Raw genomic sequence first — 19,039 nt, 5'->3', positions numbered from 1 at the left:
TTCACAGCAAAATTATTCCCACTCAATCGTTGCAGGTGGTTTGCTTGAAATATCGTATGCTACTCTGTTGATACCTCTTACTTCGTTGATGATTCTGCTTGAAACCGTATCTAAAAACTCATAAGGAAGTCTGCTCCAGGTTGCTGTCATGAAGTCGATGGTGTTTGCAGAACGAACTACCGCTGTGTATTCGTACGTTCTTTCGTCACCCATTACTCCTACAGATTTTACCGGAAGTAAAACTACGAAAGCCTGAGAAACTTTTTCATACAAATCGTTTTTGTACAATTCTTCAATGAAAATATCGTCAGCTTCCTGTAAAATTCTCACTTTTTCAGCATCAACTGCACCCAAAACTCTGATTCCTAAACCTGGACCAGGGAAAGGATGTCTGTGTACCAAATGATGAGGAATTCCCAATTCTTCCCCAACTTTTCTTACTTCATCCTTGAATAATTCTCTCAAAGGCTCAAGCAGCTCGAATTCCATATCTTCAGGAAGTCCGCCTACGTTGTGGTGAGATTTGATTACTGCTGAAGGTCCGTTTACCGACTGACTTTCAATTACATCAGGATAAATTGTTCCTTGTGCTAAGAATTTTGCTCCTTCAATTTTATGAGATTCTTCATCAAAAACATGAATGAATTCGTTTCCGATAATTTTTCTTTTTGCTTCGGGATCATCAACTCCGGCTAACTTTGAGAGAAATCTTTCTTTCGCATCAACCAGTTTAATGTTCATATGGAAATGTTCTCCATAATTATCCATCACTTTTTTATCTTCGTCTTTTCTTAAAAGTCCGGTATCAACGAAAATACAAGTCAATTGATCACCAATTGCCTTATGAATTAAAACGGCAGCTACAGAAGAATCTACTCCTCCTGAAAGTCCTAGGATTACTTTTTGATCACCTACTCTTTCACGGATTTCTTCAACTGTTTTTTCGATATAGTTGGTCAGTTTCCAGTTTTTCTCTGCATCACAAATTCCGAAAACGAAATTCTCCAACATTTTGCCTCCTTCTTCAGTGTGAGAAACTTCTGGGTGAAACTGTACACAATAGATTTTTTTATCTTCATTTGACATCGAAGCGATTACTCCGGATGTTGCGTTTAATTCAAAACCTGCAGGTAATTCTCCAACTTCATCAAAGTGGCTCATCCAAACAATAGAATTGTTGGTAACACCTTTTAATAGAGAAGATTCTTTTACGATTTCTAAGTGTGCCTTTCCGTACTCTCCTTTTACACCTTTATGTACTTTACCGCCTAAAAGGTGTGCTGTGAGCTGCATTCCGTAGCAAATTCCCAACACAGGAATTCCCTGTTCGTATAATTCTTTCTGAACCAAATGAGCGTTTTCTGCATTTACAGAACTTGGCCCACCAGAAAGGATAATTCCTCTCGGTTGTTTCTCTAAAATTGTTTCTAAAGGTGTATTGAAAGGTAAAATTTCGGAATATACACCCATCTCGCGGATTCTTCTTCCGATAAGCTGGTTGTACTGTGAACCGAAATCTAATATGATAATACCGTTGTTCATTTTTATAATTGATAAATGATGATTGATAATTGATGAGTTTCAATTTATTTAAATTTTTAAAAGAGTATTTGTCATTCCGTAGGAGTCTAAACCCTTTAAATTTTTTATCACTACCACAGAGATTCCTACGGAATGACAAAATTGCATTTATTAAAATTAAATTAACTCAAATATTTTTTAAACTAATCTTGTAAGTTTTGGCTAACGCCAAATTTCATCTCTCACTTCTGAAATCGGGCTTTAGCCCGATCCTATTGATGAAATCTTTACAAAAAAAGACCTGGATTTCTCCAAATCTTTTTTCGTGATTTATTTTAAAACTTTCCGATGTCTTCTCTGTAGAAGCCGTAATCGAAATGTACATGACTTGCGTCTTCGTAAATTTTCTTGCGGGCATCTTCGTAAGTTGCACCGGTAGCCACGATGTTGAGTACTCTACCACCGTTTGAAACTACTTTATCGCCTTTTTTGATTGCTCCTGCATATAAAAGCTGACTGTGTCTTACTTTTTCTTCGCCAGTAATCTCAAAACCAATTTCGATGTTTCTTGGATAACCTCCTGAACACATTACCAGACAAACTGCTTTTTCGTCCTTGAATTTAAGTTCGATGTCTTTTCCGTTCATACAGTCGGTGATAACATCCAACAGATTATTTTCCATCAATGCCATTAAAACCTGAGTTTCAGGATCACCGAATCTCATGTTGTATTCTAAAAGATAGGTGCCGTTTTTGGTAATCATCAAACCAAAGAATATCATTCCTTTGAATGTGAATCCTTCAGCTTTTAGACCTTTTACGGTTGGCTCAAGAATATTTTTTTCGAAATCTGCGTAATGCTCTGAATTAAATTCAGGACTTGGAGCTACTGAACCCATACCTCCTGTATTTGGTCCTGTATCGCCATTACCTACTTTTTTATAATCTTTTGCAGCAATACACGGGAAAAGTTTTTCTCCGTTAGAGAATGCAATAATTGATGCTTCAAAACCTTCAAGATGTTCTTCGATAACCAAACGGATTCCTGCATCACCATAGATTCTTCTGATCATGAAATCGTGTACCGTAGCTTCTGCTTCTTCTAAAGTTTCGCAGATGACAACACCTTTTCCACCTGCAAGACCGCTCGCTTTGATCACCAAAGGATATTCCTGAGTCTGGATGTATTCTTTAGCTTCAGGATAAGAATCAAATACTACAGCTTTTGCTGTTTTAATATCATAGGTCTGCATAAATTTCTTAGAGAAAGCCTTACTTCCTTCAAGACTTGCCACTTTCTGGTTTGGCCCGAAAACTTTAAGATCATGTTTCTTAAATTCGTCTTTCAAACCTGCAACAAGCGGAGCTTCAGGACCTACGATCGTAAGATCTACCTTCTCCTTAATTGCAAAATCTCTCAGTTCTTTAATCTCTGATAAATGAACATTTTTCCCAATCTTGTCGGTAGTCGCATTTCCGTTAGCAAAAAACATATGACTCACTCTTGAATCTTTCTGAAGTTTCGCTGCTAAAGCAGATTCTCTTCCACCTTCACCTATGATTAATATTCTCATACTTTATTTATTATCTAGTCTAACTCTACAAATATATAATTTTGAATGCTATAAATACAATCTCTAATTATTTTTTAATTCTATTTTAATTAGTGGAAGAAATGTCTGATCCCGGTAAATATCATCGGAATCTTATGCTCATTAGCAGCTTCGATGCTGTCCTGATCTTTTACACTTCCACCCGGCTGAATAATCGCCGTAATACCTTCCTGAGCGCAAAAATCTACCACATCACGGAAAGGGAAAAACGCATCAGAAGCTAAAACTAAGTCTCCTGAAAATTTTTCTTTTGCTCTTTCGATCGCCTGTTGAGTAGCCCAGATTCTGTTTACCTGGCCACCTCCGATTCCGAAAGCCTGAATTCCGTTGGAAACTACAATTGCATTAGATTTTACATATTTTACTACTCTCTGAGAGAATAACAATGCTTTTTTCTGCTCTTCTGTAGGTTGAGTTTCAGTTACTACTTTAATATCGTCTGAGAAGATGCTGTCGTTGTCCTGAACTAAGATTCCACCATCAACTTTTACCCAAGTTTGCTTATCTGAAACAGGGTTAACGATTTTTATAATTCTTAAATTCTTTTTCTTTCTTAAAATTTCTAAAGCTTCCTCATCAAAGTCAGGAGCCATAACGATTTCCAGGAAAGTTTTGTTTAGTTCTTCAGCTGTTGCAGCATCGATTTTGTAGTTCATTGCAACAATTCCGCCAAAGATAGATACAGGATCACACTCGAAAGTTTTTGTGTATGTTTCCAATGCTGAAGTTCCGATCGCAACTCCACAAGGTGTAGAGTGTTTTACTGCACAACAAGCCATTTCTTCTTTGAATTCAGTTACTACTTTCCAGCAAAGATCCATATCACGAAGATTATTGAAAGACAATTCTTTACCTCCCAACTGTTCGAAATCTTTCATTGCCCCGTTTTCGAAAGTTGAAGCATAATAAGCTGCCGTCTGATGAGGGTTTTCACCGTATCTAAGGTCAGCTACTTTTTTGTAAGAAGCACTTAAATATGTCGGATATTCTTCATCCAAAAGCATTCTTGAAATCGCTGCATCATAAGCAGAAGTAAGATTGAATACTTTTCCTGCCAATCTTTTACGGGTTTCGATGAATGTGTCACCGTTTTGCTCCATTTCGATTTTTACTTTTGCATAATCTTCCACATCCGTAATTACCGTCACAGAATCAAAGTTTTTCGCTGCAGAACGAAGCATTGAAGGACCTCCGATGTCGATAAATTCTACCTTTTCGTGAAGAGAAATGTCTTTGTTTACATTTTCAAAGAAAGGGTAAAGATTTACAATTACCATGTCAATCAGACCAATTCCGTGTTCCTGAACTGTTTTCATGTGCTCTTGGTTTGAACGAACTGCCAACAATCCACCGTGAACTTTCGGGTGTAATGTTTTCACTCTTCCGTCCAACATCTCAGGGAAATTGGTCACCTCATCAATCTGAATTGGATTTAAACCAGCGTCTTTCAAATGTTTGAACGTCCCTCCTGTAGAAATCAATTCATAGTTCTGGGATTCCAAAAACTGTGCGAATTCAATCAATCCGCTCTTGTCAGAAACACTGATTAAAGCTCTCTTTTTGCTCATTTTACTTTCGATTTTTTTACTTTTTACAGCTATTTCAAACTGTAGACCGGGTCTTTCACCTCCGGACTTACTTTATTTTTACTTAGATTTTTCTTGTTTTCGAAATAATTAAAATCTAAATGTGTTTTGTTTATTTTTTTTAACGCAAAGAACGCTAAGTTTTTTTTAAATTTCTTGCTGAATATTTTTCGTTCGCAAAGGCGTTTCACTCAGCAAAGGTTGGATGCTTTTAATACATTATATTTATTAACCACCCCGTCAAAAATTCTTTGAATTTTTGCCACCCCCTCCAAGGGAGGGGAATTTTTGTATTGCTAATAATTGGGAGCTAATTATTATTCAATACTTTATTTATTGCTATTGGGAAAATTTCGTATTCAACTAAATGAACTTTTTCCGCAACGGTTTCGGGAGTATCATTTTCTGTTACTTCGAAAGATTTTTGAAGAATAGCTTCTCCTTCATCAATTCCTGAAGTTACAAAATGTACAGTTGCTCCACTTTCTTTTTCTTTTGCTTCAATCACCGCGTTATGAACATGATGTCCCCACATTCCTTTTCCTCCGAATTTCGGAAGCAACGCAGGATGAATATTGATGATTTTTCCGACCCAATTTTCACAAAACTCAGGTTTTAAGATTGATAAAAATCCTGCCAATACGATTAAATCTGTATTTTCCGGGATTATTTTGCTCAATTCGTTGCTGAAGTTTTTTCCTCTCGGAATCAGAACGTTGTCTATGTTATGATTTTTTGCTCTTTCCAATCCGAAACATTCTCTGTCGGCAACCACTAAAGATACTTTTGCATTCTGGATTTCTCCGTTATCAATAGTATCAATGATTCTCTGAAGATTGGTTCCTGAACCTGAAACTAAAATGACAATATTTTTCATTTTTATTTTGTGAGCCTTGTCAAGGTTTAAAACCTTGACAAGGCTTTCTCTGTTATTAACTAGCCCCGATTGCAACGGCATCCTTTTTCTGAATGGCTTTGTAAAAAAGCGCTGGCGAAAAAGATATAGTGGAAAGCGGGATTAAGCTCCTAAAATTTTAAATCTATTTTTTCGCTTCCTTCTGTAATTTCTCCGATTTCGTAAGCATCATCTAAAAGGTGCAATACTTTTTCAGCGTGTTCTGCATCTACAACCACGATCATTCCGACACCCATATTAAATGTTCCGAACATTTCTTCGTGAGCTACACCACCTCTTTTTTCCAATTCTACCATGATGCTTGGAATCTGGATTTTTGAAGCATCAATCGTCGCACAAAGTCCTTCACCGATAATTCTTGGGATGTTTTCGTACAATCCGCCACCCGTGATATGAGCAATACCCGCAACCTGAACTTCTTCAATTACTTTATGAATATCTTTATAGTATAATCTCGTAGGAACTAAAAGCGTCTCGTACAAAGGCTTTCCTTCAAATTCTTCATTGAAATCAGGGAAAACTTTTCTTACCAATGAGAATCCGTTGGAGTGGAATCCTGAACTTGGAAGAGCGATGATTTTATCACCTGTCTTAATTTTTGAACCGTCAATAATCTGGTCTTTTTCAACGATTCCTACACAGAATCCTGCAACATCGTAATCTCCAGGCTGATACATTCCCGGCATTTCGGCAGTTTCTCCACCAATTAATGCGCAGTTGTTGTCTTTACAAGCTTCTACCATTCCTAAAACGATTTCTGCAGCGATTTCAGAATCTAATTTTCCGCAAGCCAGATAATCAAGGAAAAATAATGGTTTCGCCCCGTGACAAAGGATGTCATTCGCACACATTGCGAAGCAGTCTACCCCAATAGAATCGTATTTTTTTGAATCTAAAGCTACTTTCAGCTTCGTTCCTACACCGTCTGTTCCGGAAACCAAAACAGGGTTTTTGTAACCTCCGATTTCGTAAAAAGCTCCAAAACTTCCCAAATGATTCAATACATTGGAATTGTGAGTTTCGCCTACCGCTTTCTTGATCTTGTCAACGGTTTTGTATCCTTCTTCTTTGTCTACTCCAGCTGATTTGTACGTGTTGCTCATGCTTTTATTTAGGTTTTCAGATTCAAGATTCAAGATTTCAGATTTCACAAATCATCTATTTCAAATCTATCTGTCTTTTGTATATTAAATTTAAATTTCGAAAATAAAAAAGCCGACAATCTTGGTAGATTATCGGCCGTTATTTTATCTCAGAATTTCAGAGTCCACAGTTTTCCCTTTTTTGAAGGAATATTCTTTAAAAGTGGTCTGAATTTTCATTTCTAATTCTTTTTGCAAAGATATTAATTTTATGTTAATATTCAAATGCTATTTTTCTAAGATTGTTTCAACAGCAGAAATCTTCTGAATTTTTTCTTTTAACTCATTGTCTTTCTCCACATTAGATACTTTATTGGCTTCTTTATCGAAATTATCATTAAAGAATGGAAGCGTGAAAGTGTCAATAATATTTCCTCCGTGCAAAGGAAAACGTTTTTCTGCCGCCTCCAAAACTCCTAAACCACCTCTTCCACCAGGAGCTGTAGCCATCAACAACATTGGTTTTTCATTCCAAACTGCTCTTTCTTTAATTCTTGACGTCCAGTCGAAAACATTTTTAAATGCTGTAGAATACGTTCCGTTATGTTCTGATAATGAAATTAAAAGTAAATCTGCTGAATCTATTTTTGACGCAAAATCTACTGCTTGTTGCGGAACCCCGCTTTCTACTTCTCTTTGATGCTTGTAAATCGGCATTTCAAAATCGTTCATGTCTACGACTTCTACTTCTGCATTTTCGATTAATGATGCTGCGTAAGAAACTAAGAGTTTATTGATTGATGTCTCGGAATTGCTTCCGGCGATTGCTAAAATTTTCATTGTATAATTTGAATTTATAATATATTATCTTACTTTATTTTTTAAACCGCAAAAGTCGCAAAAGATTTTAACACTTTAGTAATTTTAGTTTAATTTAAAACTGCGAAGTAGGAACACATAAGTTCTAAAAATCTTTGATTTTTATTCTTTTATGAACTTTTGATTCACTTTTTAGAATATTCTAAAACTATTCAAATAAAGCTTTTGTGACTTTTGCGGTTAAACTTATTTTAAATATGCCGGTAATTCCATCGGAACTTCCATTAAAAGGATTTCTGTATCTTCTGTTGCTTCGATGTTGAAACTTTGGGTGTCCCAAATTCCTAAACCGTCTCTTTCATTCAGAATTCTATCGCCCACTTTTGCACTTCCTTTTAATACAAAAGCGTATACCCCATTTCCTTTTTTGTTCAATGTATAATTTTTACCATTTCCTTTGGTAAAATTAGCCAGATTAAACCATGCATCCTGATGAATCCAAACTCCGTCATCGTTTTTATTGGGTGATAAAATCTGTTGGAATCCGTTGATTTTTTCGCCTTCTTTAATGCTCTTTTGATCGTATCTTGGTTCAACACCAACCTCTCTCGGGAAAATCCAGATCTGTAAGAATTTTACTTCTTCATCTTTATTTTTGTTGTACTCGCTGTGCTGAACTCCGGTTCCGGCACTCATTACCTGAATCTCACCTTTTTTGATTACCGCAGCAGTTCCCATCGAATCTTTATGCTCCAGATCACCTTCTAATGGAATGGAAATAATTTCCATATCTCTATGAGGATGCGTCCCGAAACCCATTCCCTGAGAAACAGTGTCGTCATTCAACACTCTCAAGACTCCGAAATTCTGTCTTTCTCTATTTTGATAGCCTGCAAAACTGAATGTATGGTAAGAATTCAGCCATCCATGATTGGCGTGACCTCTTGAATCTGCTTTGTGATATACTGTTTTCATATCCTTTATTTGTTATTTAATTATTATTGCTATTAATTATGATACAAAGGTACCGCTTACAGGATTTAGAGTTGTTGATCTAAGGTAAGAAAGGATTTTTGTCAATTGTGAATGGCTAATTTTCTTAGAAGTGAATTTTAAACCTTTTAGATTTGATGTAAGTTTTGGCTAAAGCCTTTATTCCTTCAAAATAAGAAAGCGGACTAAAGTCCGCTCCTATTGATGATTTTACTAATTTTTTCAATGCTGTTTTATTTTTTAGAAGACCTTAATTCCTGTAACAAAACATCTTCCAAAGCTGACTTTTCAGCAACTACTTTATCGACCACATCGTTTGGAACTGTTACCGAAAGCACATACTGTTTTACTTTCCATTGTCCATTGATTTTTTCTAAAACTCCCGAGCCAAGGCAGATTTTCATTTGAGTATCTAATAATTCGTCAAACCAAGCCAGCTTTCCGTCTTTGCTGAAATAAATATTTCTTTTCAAGGACGTAAAATTCCATGTTTTTTTCTTATCGAAATGAGGTTTAGCCCAAACTTTAAATTCCTGTTTGTTCCAAACTTCGGTGGCATCTGTTCCGATAAATGTTGATTCATCTGCGTAGAAATCAAAATATTTTTCATATTCTGCATTCGCTGCAGCAACGTTGAAATCATCAAGCATTTTTGAAATGACTGTTTTTTCATTTTCAAATTTTGCGTCTTTAGATTGCGCTGAAAAGTTTGAAAAAGTAAATAGAAAGATTGTTAAAGCAAAGAATAATTTTATTCTATTCATAATCATAATTTTCTTTAAATATAATCAAATTTAAAATTCGACCAATTCCATACGTTTTGCAATTCTGTTTGCCAACCAACTTACATAAAACAACTGGAAACTGTGATAAACCATTACAGGAAGCAGAAACAACACTTTTTGTTCATCCGGAATTCCTAAAACCAACAGAAACAAACTTCCGTGAACCAGTGATTTTTTTGAACCGCAAAATGTTGTTGTAATAACATCTTTTGCTTTAAAATTTAATCTTTCAGCGAAAAATTTAAGGATATAATAGACTGAAAAGAACAGGAAAACCACGCTGAAAGCCAAAATAACAAACACCAAAGAAGGAACCGAAGCAAAAATATTTTCTATAAATGCACTCGAAAAACTTTCATACACAATCAATAAAATAATCAGTCGGTCAAATTCTGCGATAATATTTGAATATTTTGTTACCCATTTTTTCAGTAATGGATTTAATAAAACCCCTAAAATAATCGGCAATAAGACTTTGATTAAAAGCTGCTCGATAATTTGCGTCTGATTTCCTGAAGATGCATTCGAAACTAAGAAAAAACTCATCAGAAGCGGTGTCATAATAATTCCAATCAAGCCTGAAATTGACGCATTAAAAATCGCTGAAGTCACATTTCCTTTAGCAATCGAGACCATGACAACAGACGAAGAAACCGTTGAGGGTAAACTCGCCAGGAAAAATACAGAAAGCCAGATATTGTAATATTCTGAATCTTTGATGAATGGATAAAAAATCAAAACCAATAAAGGAAATAAGAGGAAAGTTCCAGACTGAATCAACAAATGCAATTTCCAGTTGGAAACATCTTTTACAACTTCTTTTAAATTTAATTTTAAACCATATAAAAGAAAAATTCCGGCAATTCCCCAATCGATAAATCCGGAAAGATTAAAATACTGGTTGTAAGCTTGTTCGAATGGAAAGATTTTCGCAAGTAAAACCATGGCAACAAGCAGAAAAAGAAAAATGTTCTGTTTGGTAAAAATTTTAGTAATCAGCTTCATTAAATATCATTTAAAATAAAATTTTTGGTATCTGACAAAAACTTAAAATGTCTTTTTAACCGCAAAAGAATCAAAAGTAATAATTGAAAAAATTTAGAATTTCAAAAATTTACAAAATGTAAAGGTTTCATTTATGTTTTGTTTTGTTAGCTTTTGAATAACTTATTTCATTATAAATCTTTTGTGACTTTTGCGGTTAAAAAATATCATGCACTAGAAAGAAAAATCCTTAAAGTTTTTGGCTTTAAGGACTCTAAAATTACGAATTATTTATTTTATTGGTTTTATAGAAACGGCAAAACCTCCACTTCGAACCATTTTAAAATTGATTTTAGATTTGCTGTTAATCTGTTTTTTGTAAATGTTATAACTCTGAGGATTGTCGATATAATCTGCATCTTTTCCGTCTTCATAGATTATCGCTTCATACTTTTTTCCTTTGTCTAAAAATGAAAAATCTACGGTATATTCTCTTTTGTTTTCATCGGTAATTCCACCTACGAACCAGTTTTCTATACCTTTTGCTTTTCTTGCCGTGATCACATAATCTCCAGGTTCTGCAGAAAGTATTTTGGTATCATCCCAATCTGCTGCAACATCTTTGATGAATTGGAAAGCATCCATGTGTTTTTTGTAGTTTTCAGGTAAATCTGCAGCCATCTGCAAAGGCATATACATCGTCACGTACAACGCTAACTGTTTTGCCAAAGTTGTTTTCACAAAACGTTGATCTCCCGGAAAATAATAATCTAATTTGGTCTGAAAAATTCCAGGAGTATAATCCATCGAACCACCTATCCATCGTGTGAACGGAAGAATTGTCTGATGGTCGGGATTGTTTCCTGCAAAAGCTTCATATTCAGTTCCACGGGCGGCTTCTGCTGAAATATAATTCGGATAGGTACGGCTTTCTCCTCCCGGACGAACCGATTCATGAGAATTGACCATAATTTTATAGTCATTGGCCTTTTCTACGATTCTGTAATAATGATTAATAGTCCATTGAGAATAATGATGTTCCCCTCTCGGAATAATATCGCCCACATAGCCTGTTTTCACAGAGGTATAACCATATTTATTCATCAACTGAAAAGCTTGGTCTGCCCATCTTTCGTAATTGGTTGCCGAACCGGAAGTTTCATGATGCATGATTAATTTTAAACCTTTAGATTGAGCATATTCATTCAACATTTTAATATCAAAATCTGGATAAGGCGTCAGGAAATCAAAAACATATTCTTTCGAATGACCGAACCAGTCTTCCCAACCGACATTCCAACCTTCAATCAACAATCCCTGAAAACCATTTTCAGCGGCAAAATCAATATATTCTTTAACTTTTGTATTATTGGCTCCATGTTTTCCGTTGGGTGTTAATTTAGAAAAATCGGTTACTCCAAGATGTACATTATCTGCTGTAGAATAAGCCCACTGCGATTTTCCGATAATCATTTCCCACCAAACGCCCATATATTTTGTAGGTTTTATGTAAGAAGTGTCGGTGTATTTTGTAGGTTCATTCAGATTGAAAAGCATTTTAGAATCCATCAACTCTTCTGCTTTTGGTGAAACGATAATCGTTCTCCAAGGTGTCACAGAAGGAGTCTGAATATATCCTTTTGCACCTTGTCGGTCTGCCGTAAGATGGGTTTTAAATTTAAAATTCTGAGCATCAACTTCAAGATGAGACGCTGGATAATTTAAAACTGCTGCTTCTGCAATATTGATGTACAATTCCGGTTCTTTTTTATTTGACCAGCAGCTGATATTTGCTCCTTTTTTCAACATTAACGGTGACTGAACTGCATTTTTAATTAATTTCTGAGACGCATTAGAATCAAAAGCTTTATCCCATTTTTGGGGAATCTCTGAGATGTTGGTTTCCTGATATTTGTATTCCTGAGAATCGTAATCGGCAACCATCCACCAAGCTTTCATATCTGTCGGAAAATCAAACTCTGTATCTTCTTCTCTGATGACGAAGTAATTCAAGTTTTTCTGCTGTGGAAATTCATATCTAAAACCTAGACCATCATTAAACAATCGAAATTTCACTACAATACTTCGGTCAGTCGATTTTTGATTCAGCGTAACCGCCAATTCATTATAATGGTTGATATAATTTTTCTTTTCGCCTAAAACCGGTTGCCAAGTTTCATTTTTCGAATCTCTTTTTTCAGAAGTCTTAACGAAATCATTATTTAAATCAAATTTCGCATCTTCAGTTTTAGCAATTTCGGAAGCAAATGTTACCGAAGTATCTTTAAAAAGCCTTAATCCTAATTTGGAATCTTCAACAACCGTAGCTCCGTTATATTTTAAATTGTAAAAAGGTACTCCATTTTTTAGCTGGAAATTCATTTCAAATTTTCCATCGGGAGATTTCAACGACTGCGCATTAGCACCCGCAAACATCATGGTAAGTAAAACTGCGCCAATTGTAATTTTCATCTTATCGAATTTTATAAAGTTTAAAAATAAAAAATTAGCATCAACAATTAGTAATAAATCAAATAAACATTCTTTTTATCTTTTATATAAATCTTTGTATCCCGAAAATAAGTGAAACGGCTTTGTTTAGCCTAAATTTCCACTGCGTTTATTTCTCTTTGTTTTGCTTTGCGTTTAAAATTATCGCAAGGCTAAACAAAGTCTTTTTCTAAAAAAATTATTTTTTATAGAAAACAAAGCCACTTCGTTTAATAAAGAAATACAAAGGCTTTAATTGTAAATAAAGTATATTTAAAAATATATTAAAGACATTACACTAAGCTAATTCAGGAATTTTGGTAGATTATCTTTATCTTTGCAGACTTAAAACTATACTATAAATGTCAAACAGAAAGATGATTACGGCGGCTTTGCCTTACGCAAACGGACCGGTTCATATTGGGCATTTGGCGGGAGTTTACATTCCTGCAGATGTTTACGCAAGATTTCAGAGAAGATCGGGAAAAGATGTTGCTTTTATCTGTGGATCAGATGAGCACGGAATTCCTATCACCATAAGAGCTAAAAAAGAAGGAGTTACACCACAGGATATCGTCGATAAATATCATGAAATCATCAAAAAATCGTTCTCAGATTTGGGAATTTCTTTTGATGAATATTCAAGAACGACATCGGCTAATCATCGAGAAACAAGTCAGGATTTCTTTAAAGTGCTTTACGAAAAAGGAAAGTTCACAGAGGAAATGTCTGAGCAGTATTTTGACGAACAGGCTAATGAATTTTTAGCAGACCGTTACATCGTTGGAACTTGTCCGAATTGTGGAAACGAAAACGCTTACGGAGATCAATGTGAGAGATGTGGTTCTACCCTTTCTCCGTCTGAACTGATCAATCCAAAATCAATGTTGAGCGGAAATGTTCCTATTTTAAAAGAGACTAAAAACTGGTATTTACCATTAAACGAATATGAAGATTTCTTAAACGAATGGATTATTGAAGGTCACAAAGACGACTGGAAACCCAATGTTTACGGACAGGTAAAATCTTGGTTGACTGACGGTTTAAAGCCTCGTGCAATGACCAGAGATCTTAACTGGGGTGTTCCAGTTCCGCTTCCAAATGCTGAAGGAAAAGTTTTGTATGTTTGGTTTGATGCACCGATTGGATATATTTCTTTCACCAAAGAATGGGCTGAGAAAAACGGAAAAGACTGGAAAGATTACTGGCAAAGCGAAGAATCTGATTTAGTTCATTTTATCGGAAAAGATAATATTGTGTTCCACTGTATTATTTTCCCGGCGATGATGAAGGCTCACGGAGATTTCAAAATGCCGAAAAACGTTCCCGCTTTTGAATTTTTAAATCTTGAAAACGATAAAATTTCAACTTCAAGAAACTGGGCAGTCTGGGCACACGAATATGTGGAAGAATTCCCGGGACAGCAGGATGTTTTGCGTTACGCATTGCTTTCTTCAGCTCCAGAAACCAAGGATAACAATTTTACATGGAAGGATTTCCAGACCAAAAATAATTCGGAATTGGTTGGAATTTTTGGGAACTTTATCAACAGAGTTGCGGTTTTAATTCATAAATATTATGATGGAATTGTTCCTCAAGGTGACGTTAATGCTCCGGAACTACAGGAAATCAATAAATCAGCAAAAGAAATTTCAGGATTCTTAGAAAATTATGAATTCAGAAATTCTTTAACAGCTTTAATGAATTTAGCACGTTTTGGAAACCAGTATCTTCAGGCTGAAGAACCTTGGAAAACCATTAAAGATAATCCTGAAAAGGCTGCACAGTCATTATTTGTTGGAGCTCAGATTGCAGTTGCTTTAGCACAGTTGTGTGAGCCATTTATGCCTTTCAGTTCTGAGAAATTATTGAATATGTTTAATGTTCAAAAATTGAACTGGAGTGATGTTGAAACGAAATCTTTCTTAATTGAAACGGGTCATAAAATTAATGAATCATCTCTTCTTTTCTCTAAAATTGAAGACGATGTGATTGATTTTCAAATCCAGAAATTAGAAAATACAAAACAAAGCAATAAAAAAACAAATCCTAACGCCAACCCAATGAAAGACGAAATACAGTTTGATGATTTCACAAAAATCGACTTGAGAACAGCAACCATTCTTGAAGCTGAAAAAGTAGAAAAAGCAGATAAATTATTAAAACTGACTGTTGACACAGGTGTTGATGTAAGAACAGTTGTTTCGGGAATTGCAGAAAGCTTTACCGCTGAAGAAGTAATCGGAAAGCAGGTGATGATTTTATTAAATCTTGCTCCAAGAAAAATCAGAGGAATTGAATCTCAGGGAATGTTGCTTTTGACAACAAAACCTGACGGAAAATTATCTTTCGTAACGCCTGATGACAGCAATGTTGAGAACGGTATTGAGATAGGATAATCTTCAATATTTTAAATATAAAAACGACGCAAAATTTGCGTCGTTTTTTATTTTTGAATATCTCTTTATTTAATTTTCTTCGCCATATAATCACTCTCATTTCCCAAACGATCTATCGCTTTAATTGCAATTGCATTCAAAGTTTTCCCATCTTTAAATTTAGGGATTTCTTTAGAAAGCTTTTCTAAAGTCAGAATTTCGGTTTCCCAAATTCCGTTATATTGAGTGAAAAGGACCCATTGAAAAACATTTCCTATATTTTTTGTACTCCAATTGGTTTGTACAAAATTCATATTATCGTTGGTAAATAAAGTTGGTTTTTCCAAAGGGATTGTTTTTATCCATGGGCTTTTTGGAGTTAAAGCTTTTTCCTTGTACGGTCCGTTTTTTAAAGCTGGAAGCATGTTTGAATTTTTTGTCAAGCCTGCAATGCTCCAATGAATTTCTCCAGCATCATTATTTAAGATTTGTCTGGAAAGCTCAACCTGATTTTTAATTTCGGTTGGTCGGTCAGAAGTTTTTATTTCAACCGTATTTAATCCGGGCCAAAGATGACGGTTCATTGTGTTTTCAGATTTCCACCAGTTTAATAAAGATGCAAAACCCTGTCCTTTTGAATCAATCGGCCAGTACAATTGCGGTGAAAAATAATCAACCCAGCCCTTATTTAACCATAATTTAGCATCAGCAAACAATTCGTCATATTGTGAAGAACCGACAATTCCTTCAGGATAACCGGGTTTCCAGATTCCGAACGGACTGATCCCGAATTTCACATGATTTTTCTCTGCATGGATTTCCTTGTAAATTCTTTCAACAAATTTATTCACATTATCTCTTCTCCAATCTCCTCTCGATAATGTTCCGCCTGAACTTTGGTAAGCTGCCCAAGTTTTGTGATCTGGGAAATCTGCACCTCTGTTGTAGGTTGCATAAGGATAAAAATAATCATCAAAATGTACTGCGTCGATATCATACCTTTTCACAATATCTTTTACAACATTCGAAACGTGCCCCTGAGTTTTCGGATCTGCAGGATCAAACCAGTACATCCCGTTTTTTAATCTGATCGTAATATCAGAAAGCTTACTCACCATCGATTGACTGGTTACTGCTCCACCGTTAGAATGATGCGCTCTGTAAGGATTTAACCAAACATGAAGTTCCAGACCTCTTTTATGAGATTCTTCAATCCAGAATTGTAAAGGGTCGTAATTCGGATATGGCGGTTCACCTGTTTTTCCTGTTAAAAAATACGACCATGGTTCTAATTCACTGGTGTACAATGCATCTGCAGAAGGTCGAACCTGAAAAATTACCGCATTAAAATTATTTTCCTGAAGCATATTCAACATATTGATCGCTTCCGCTTTTTGTTGCTCTACAGAAAGATTATTTCTTGATGGCCAGTTGATATTGGCAACACTCGCAATCCAGACTCCGCGAAATTCGCGGTTAATCGCCGGAAGATTTACTTTAAAATCTTCTTCAACAGGTATTGATGCAATTGGCGGAACAGATTTCGGATCTGGTTTTTTAACCGTACTTTTTGAATTGTTTGTCGTTTTTCCAGACTTGTTTTTTGGAGCATTTTCTCTTACAGCACATGATGTAGTGAAAGAAGCGAACAAACCTAGTATACAGATTAATTTTATTTTAGTGATTTTCATATTTTATTCTAAGAAAGAATTTCAAAGTTGCTAAAAGACAAAACTAATGATATAAAGGTAATTTCGGAAATCTCATACTGTAAAATTTAGTTAAAACGAAAATAAATACCAGTTGAAAATTGTGGCTAATAAAAAAAGCCCCGAAAAATCGAGGCTTTAGATATAATATTAGAGTTAAAAATTAAGCTTTCGCTCCTCTTTCTACTCTTTTTCTTTCTTCTTCAGAAAGTAATTTCTTTCTCATACGGATGAAATTCGGAGTTACCTCGATTGCTTCATCAGCCTGAATATATTCCATACATTCTTCAAGAGAGAATAAGATTTTTGGTGCAACACCTGTATCTTTATCTTTCCCTGAAGCTCTCATGTTATTCAACTGTTTTGCTTCAACAATGTTTACAACCAAATCTCCCGGCTTGTTTTGCTCACCGATAACCATCCCTGCATAGATTTCCTCGCCCGGATCAACATAGAACTTACCTCTATCCTGTAATTTAGCAATAGAATATTCAGTTGCAGGACCTTGAGTTTTAGAAATCAATACGCCATTACTTCTTCCAGGAATCGCACCTTTGAAAGGCTTGTATTCTGTGAAACGGTGTGCCATGATAGCTTCACCAGCAGTAGCAGTCAACATTTGAGAACGCAATCCGATCAAACCTCTCGAAGGAATTTCGAATTCCATATGCTGCATTTCTCCCTTAGTTTCCATGATGTGAAGATCTCCTTTTCTCTGAGTGGCCAAATCGATAACTCTAGAAGCAAATTCTTCAGGAACGTCTACAACCAAAGATTCATAAGGCTCTAATTTTTGTCCGTTTTCATCTTCTCTCAAGATAACTTGTGGCTGTCCGATCGTCATTTCATAACCTTCTCTTCTCATTGTTTCAATAAGAACCGACAAGTGAAGAATACCTCTACCGAATACCAGGAATGTGTTGGCATCATCAGTCTGCTGAACTCTTAGTGCCAAGTTTTTCTCTAATTCTTTGTAAAGTCTTTCTTTCAGGTGGTTTGATGTAACATATTTACCGTCTTTACCGAAGAAAGGTGAATTGTTGATTGAGAAAGTCATGTTCAGAGTAGGCTCATCAATAGCCGTTCTCTCCAATGGTTCTGGGTTCTCAAGATCTACGAAAGAATCTCCGATCTGGAAAGCATCGAAACCTACTACAGCACAGATATCACCTGCCTGAACTTCAGTTACTTTTTTCTTTCCTAAACCTTCGAAAACGTACAATTCTTTTACTTTTCCTTTCACAACTTTTCCGTCTGCCTGAGCAAGACCGATCCACTGAGATTCTTTAAGCTCACCTCTCGTTACTTTCCCGATTGCAATTCTTCCTAAGAAAGAAGAGAAATCTAATGAAGTAATCTGCATCTGAAGATTTCCTTCAGTTACTTTCGGTTCAGGAACGTATTGTAAAATACCATCCAATAATGGCATAATATTGTCAGTCTGCTCTAATGAAGTATTGAACCATCCTTGTTTTGAAGATCCGTAGAATGTTGGGAAATCCAACTGCTCTTCAGTAGCTTCAAGGTTGAAGAACAAATCAAATACCTGATCGTGAACTTCATCAGGACGACAGTTTGGCTTATCAACTTTATTGATGACAACCAAAGGTCTAAGACCTAATTCTAAAGCTTTTTGAAGTACGAATCTTGTCTGCGGCATAGGTCCTTCGAACGCATCTACCAACAAGATAACACCGTCTGCCATTTTCAATACCCTTTCTACTTCCCCACCAAAATCGGCGTGACCAGGAGTATCGATAACGTTAATTTTTGTATCTTTATAAGTAACAGAAATATTTTTTGATAAAATGGTAATTCCTCTTTCTCTTTCAAGATCGTTGTTATCCATTATTAATTCTCCACTTTCCTGATTTTCTCTGAAAATGTTTGTAGCATGAATAATCTTATCAACCAAAGTCGTTTTACCGTGGTCAACGTGTGCGATAATCGCAATATTTCTAATGTTTTGCATGAATGATTTTTACGGGTGCAAAATTAATGATTTTTAATGAATTAACCATCATCAATATTAATTAATTAACAAATTCATAATGAGAGATTTGCCTTCAACGGAATTGTCTGAATTTGAAAATCATTAATTTAAGATAAAAATACTTTAGTTTATTGAGAGTTTATCCTATTCTCAATTTATTAAAACTTAAA

General features: G+C 35.4%; 13 protein-coding genes. 1 reads left to right on the top strand and 12 read right to left on the bottom strand.

All coding sequences use genetic code 11. The features are described 5' to 3' along the window. Positions 1–12 precede the first annotated feature (12 nt). From guaA to BA768_RS20690, 10 genes are all read right to left on the bottom strand, one after another. A complete protein-coding gene (guaA, locus tag BA768_RS20740) occupies positions 13–1,542 on the bottom strand; it encodes a glutamine-hydrolyzing GMP synthase (protein WP_065722282.1) in 1,530 nt (509 codons plus the stop codon). Between the two features lie 314 nt (positions 1,543–1,856). Beyond that, a complete protein-coding gene (gene purD / locus BA768_RS20735; RefSeq protein WP_065722281.1) occupies positions 1,857–3,095 on the bottom strand; it encodes a phosphoribosylamine--glycine ligase in 1,239 nt (412 codons plus the stop codon). Between the two features lie 89 nt (positions 3,096–3,184). Then, on the bottom strand, positions 3,185–4,702 hold the full coding sequence (purH, locus tag BA768_RS20730) for a bifunctional phosphoribosylaminoimidazolecarboxamide formyltransferase/IMP cyclohydrolase (RefSeq protein ID WP_065722280.1): 1,518 nt from the start codon (positions 4,700–4,702) through the stop codon (positions 3,185–3,187). Positions 4,703–5,030: 328 nt separating this feature from the next. After that, positions 5,031–5,597, bottom strand: coding sequence for a phosphoribosylglycinamide formyltransferase (gene purN, locus BA768_RS20720; RefSeq protein ID WP_065722298.1), 567 nt, complete (start codon positions 5,595–5,597; stop codon positions 5,031–5,033). Positions 5,598–5,746: 149 nt separating this feature from the next. Further along, a complete protein-coding gene (purM, locus tag BA768_RS20715) occupies positions 5,747–6,739 on the bottom strand; it encodes a phosphoribosylformylglycinamidine cyclo-ligase (RefSeq protein WP_034676955.1) in 993 nt (330 codons plus the stop codon). Between the two features lie 267 nt (positions 6,740–7,006). Next, on the bottom strand, positions 7,007–7,558 hold the full coding sequence (locus tag BA768_RS20710; protein WP_065722278.1) for an NADPH-dependent FMN reductase: 552 nt from the start codon (positions 7,556–7,558) through the stop codon (positions 7,007–7,009). Positions 7,559–7,783: 225 nt separating this feature from the next. Beyond that, positions 7,784–8,512, bottom strand: coding sequence for a pirin family protein (locus BA768_RS20705; protein WP_065722277.1), 729 nt, complete (start codon positions 8,510–8,512; stop codon positions 7,784–7,786). A gap of 251 nt (positions 8,513–8,763) precedes the next feature. After that, the gene (locus tag BA768_RS20700; protein ID WP_065722297.1) at positions 8,764–9,294 is read right to left on the bottom strand and encodes a nuclear transport factor 2 family protein; all 531 of its coding nucleotides are present in this window, start codon (positions 9,292–9,294) and stop codon (positions 8,764–8,766) included. 30 nt (positions 9,295–9,324) lie between these two features. Then, entirely contained in the window at positions 9,325–10,320 is a 996-nt protein-coding gene (locus BA768_RS20695; RefSeq protein ID WP_065722276.1) for a bile acid:sodium symporter family protein, read from the bottom strand. Between the two features lie 270 nt (positions 10,321–10,590). Beyond that, positions 10,591–12,771, bottom strand: coding sequence for a glycoside hydrolase family 97 protein (locus BA768_RS20690; protein ID WP_065722275.1), 2,181 nt, complete (start codon positions 12,769–12,771; stop codon positions 10,591–10,593). Between the two features lie 380 nt (positions 12,772–13,151). Here BA768_RS20690 and metG point away from each other — a divergent pair, with 380 nt between their 5' ends. Next, entirely contained in the window at positions 13,152–15,188 is a 2,037-nt protein-coding gene (gene metG / locus BA768_RS20685) for a methionine--tRNA ligase (protein ID WP_065722274.1), read from the top strand. Between the two features lie 65 nt (positions 15,189–15,253). Here the strand turns inward: metG and BA768_RS20680 are convergent, their stop codons facing one another. Then, positions 15,254–16,858: a glycoside hydrolase family 10 protein gene (locus BA768_RS20680; RefSeq protein WP_065722273.1), complete on the bottom strand. Its 1,605-nt coding sequence runs from the start codon at positions 16,856–16,858 to the stop codon at positions 15,254–15,256. 181 nt (positions 16,859–17,039) lie between these two features. Next, entirely contained in the window at positions 17,040–18,848 is a 1,809-nt protein-coding gene (typA, locus tag BA768_RS20675; protein WP_065722272.1) for a translational GTPase TypA, read from the bottom strand. Between the last annotated feature and the right edge of the window lie 191 nt (positions 18,849–19,039).

The organism is Chryseobacterium sp. CBo1, assembly GCF_001693475.1.
Taxonomy (GTDB): domain Bacteria; phylum Bacteroidota; class Bacteroidia; order Flavobacteriales; family Weeksellaceae; genus Chryseobacterium; species Chryseobacterium formosense.
This window is presented reverse-complemented; position numbering and strand designations above follow the sequence as displayed.

Bases quoted from the DNA above. Each gene is read 5' to 3' on its own strand.
- metG (WP_065722274.1), top strand. From the start codon at position 13,152: ATGTCAAACAGAAAGATGATTACGGCGGCTTTGCCTTACGCAAACGGA.
- BA768_RS20690 (WP_065722275.1), bottom strand. From the start codon at position 12,771: ATGAAAATTACAATTGGCGCAGTTTTACTTACCATGATGTTTGCGGGT.
- purN (WP_065722298.1), bottom strand. From the start codon at position 5,597: ATGAAAAATATTGTCATTTTAGTTTCAGGTTCAGGAACCAATCTTCAG.
- BA768_RS20700 (WP_065722297.1), bottom strand. From the start codon at position 9,294: ATGAATAGAATAAAATTATTCTTTGCTTTAACAATCTTTCTATTTACT.
- BA768_RS20680 (WP_065722273.1), bottom strand. From the start codon at position 16,858: ATGAAAATCACTAAAATAAAATTAATCTGTATACTAGGTTTGTTCGCT.
- BA768_RS20710 (WP_065722278.1), bottom strand. From the start codon at position 7,558: ATGAAAATTTTAGCAATCGCCGGAAGCAATTCCGAGACATCAATCAAT.
- BA768_RS20695 (WP_065722276.1), bottom strand. From the start codon at position 10,320: ATGAAGCTGATTACTAAAATTTTTACCAAACAGAACATTTTTCTTTTT.
- BA768_RS20705 (WP_065722277.1), bottom strand. From the start codon at position 8,512: ATGAAAACAGTATATCACAAAGCAGATTCAAGAGGTCACGCCAATCAT.
- guaA (WP_065722282.1), bottom strand. From the start codon at position 1,542: ATGAACAACGGTATTATCATATTAGATTTCGGTTCACAGTACAACCAG.
- purH (WP_065722280.1), bottom strand. From the start codon at position 4,702: ATGAGCAAAAAGAGAGCTTTAATCAGTGTTTCTGACAAGAGCGGATTG.
- purD (WP_065722281.1), bottom strand. From the start codon at position 3,095: ATGAGAATATTAATCATAGGTGAAGGTGGAAGAGAATCTGCTTTAGCA.
- purM (WP_034676955.1), bottom strand. From the start codon at position 6,739: ATGAGCAACACGTACAAATCAGCTGGAGTAGACAAAGAAGAAGGATAC.
- typA (WP_065722272.1), bottom strand. From the start codon at position 18,848: ATGCAAAACATTAGAAATATTGCGATTATCGCACACGTTGACCACGGT.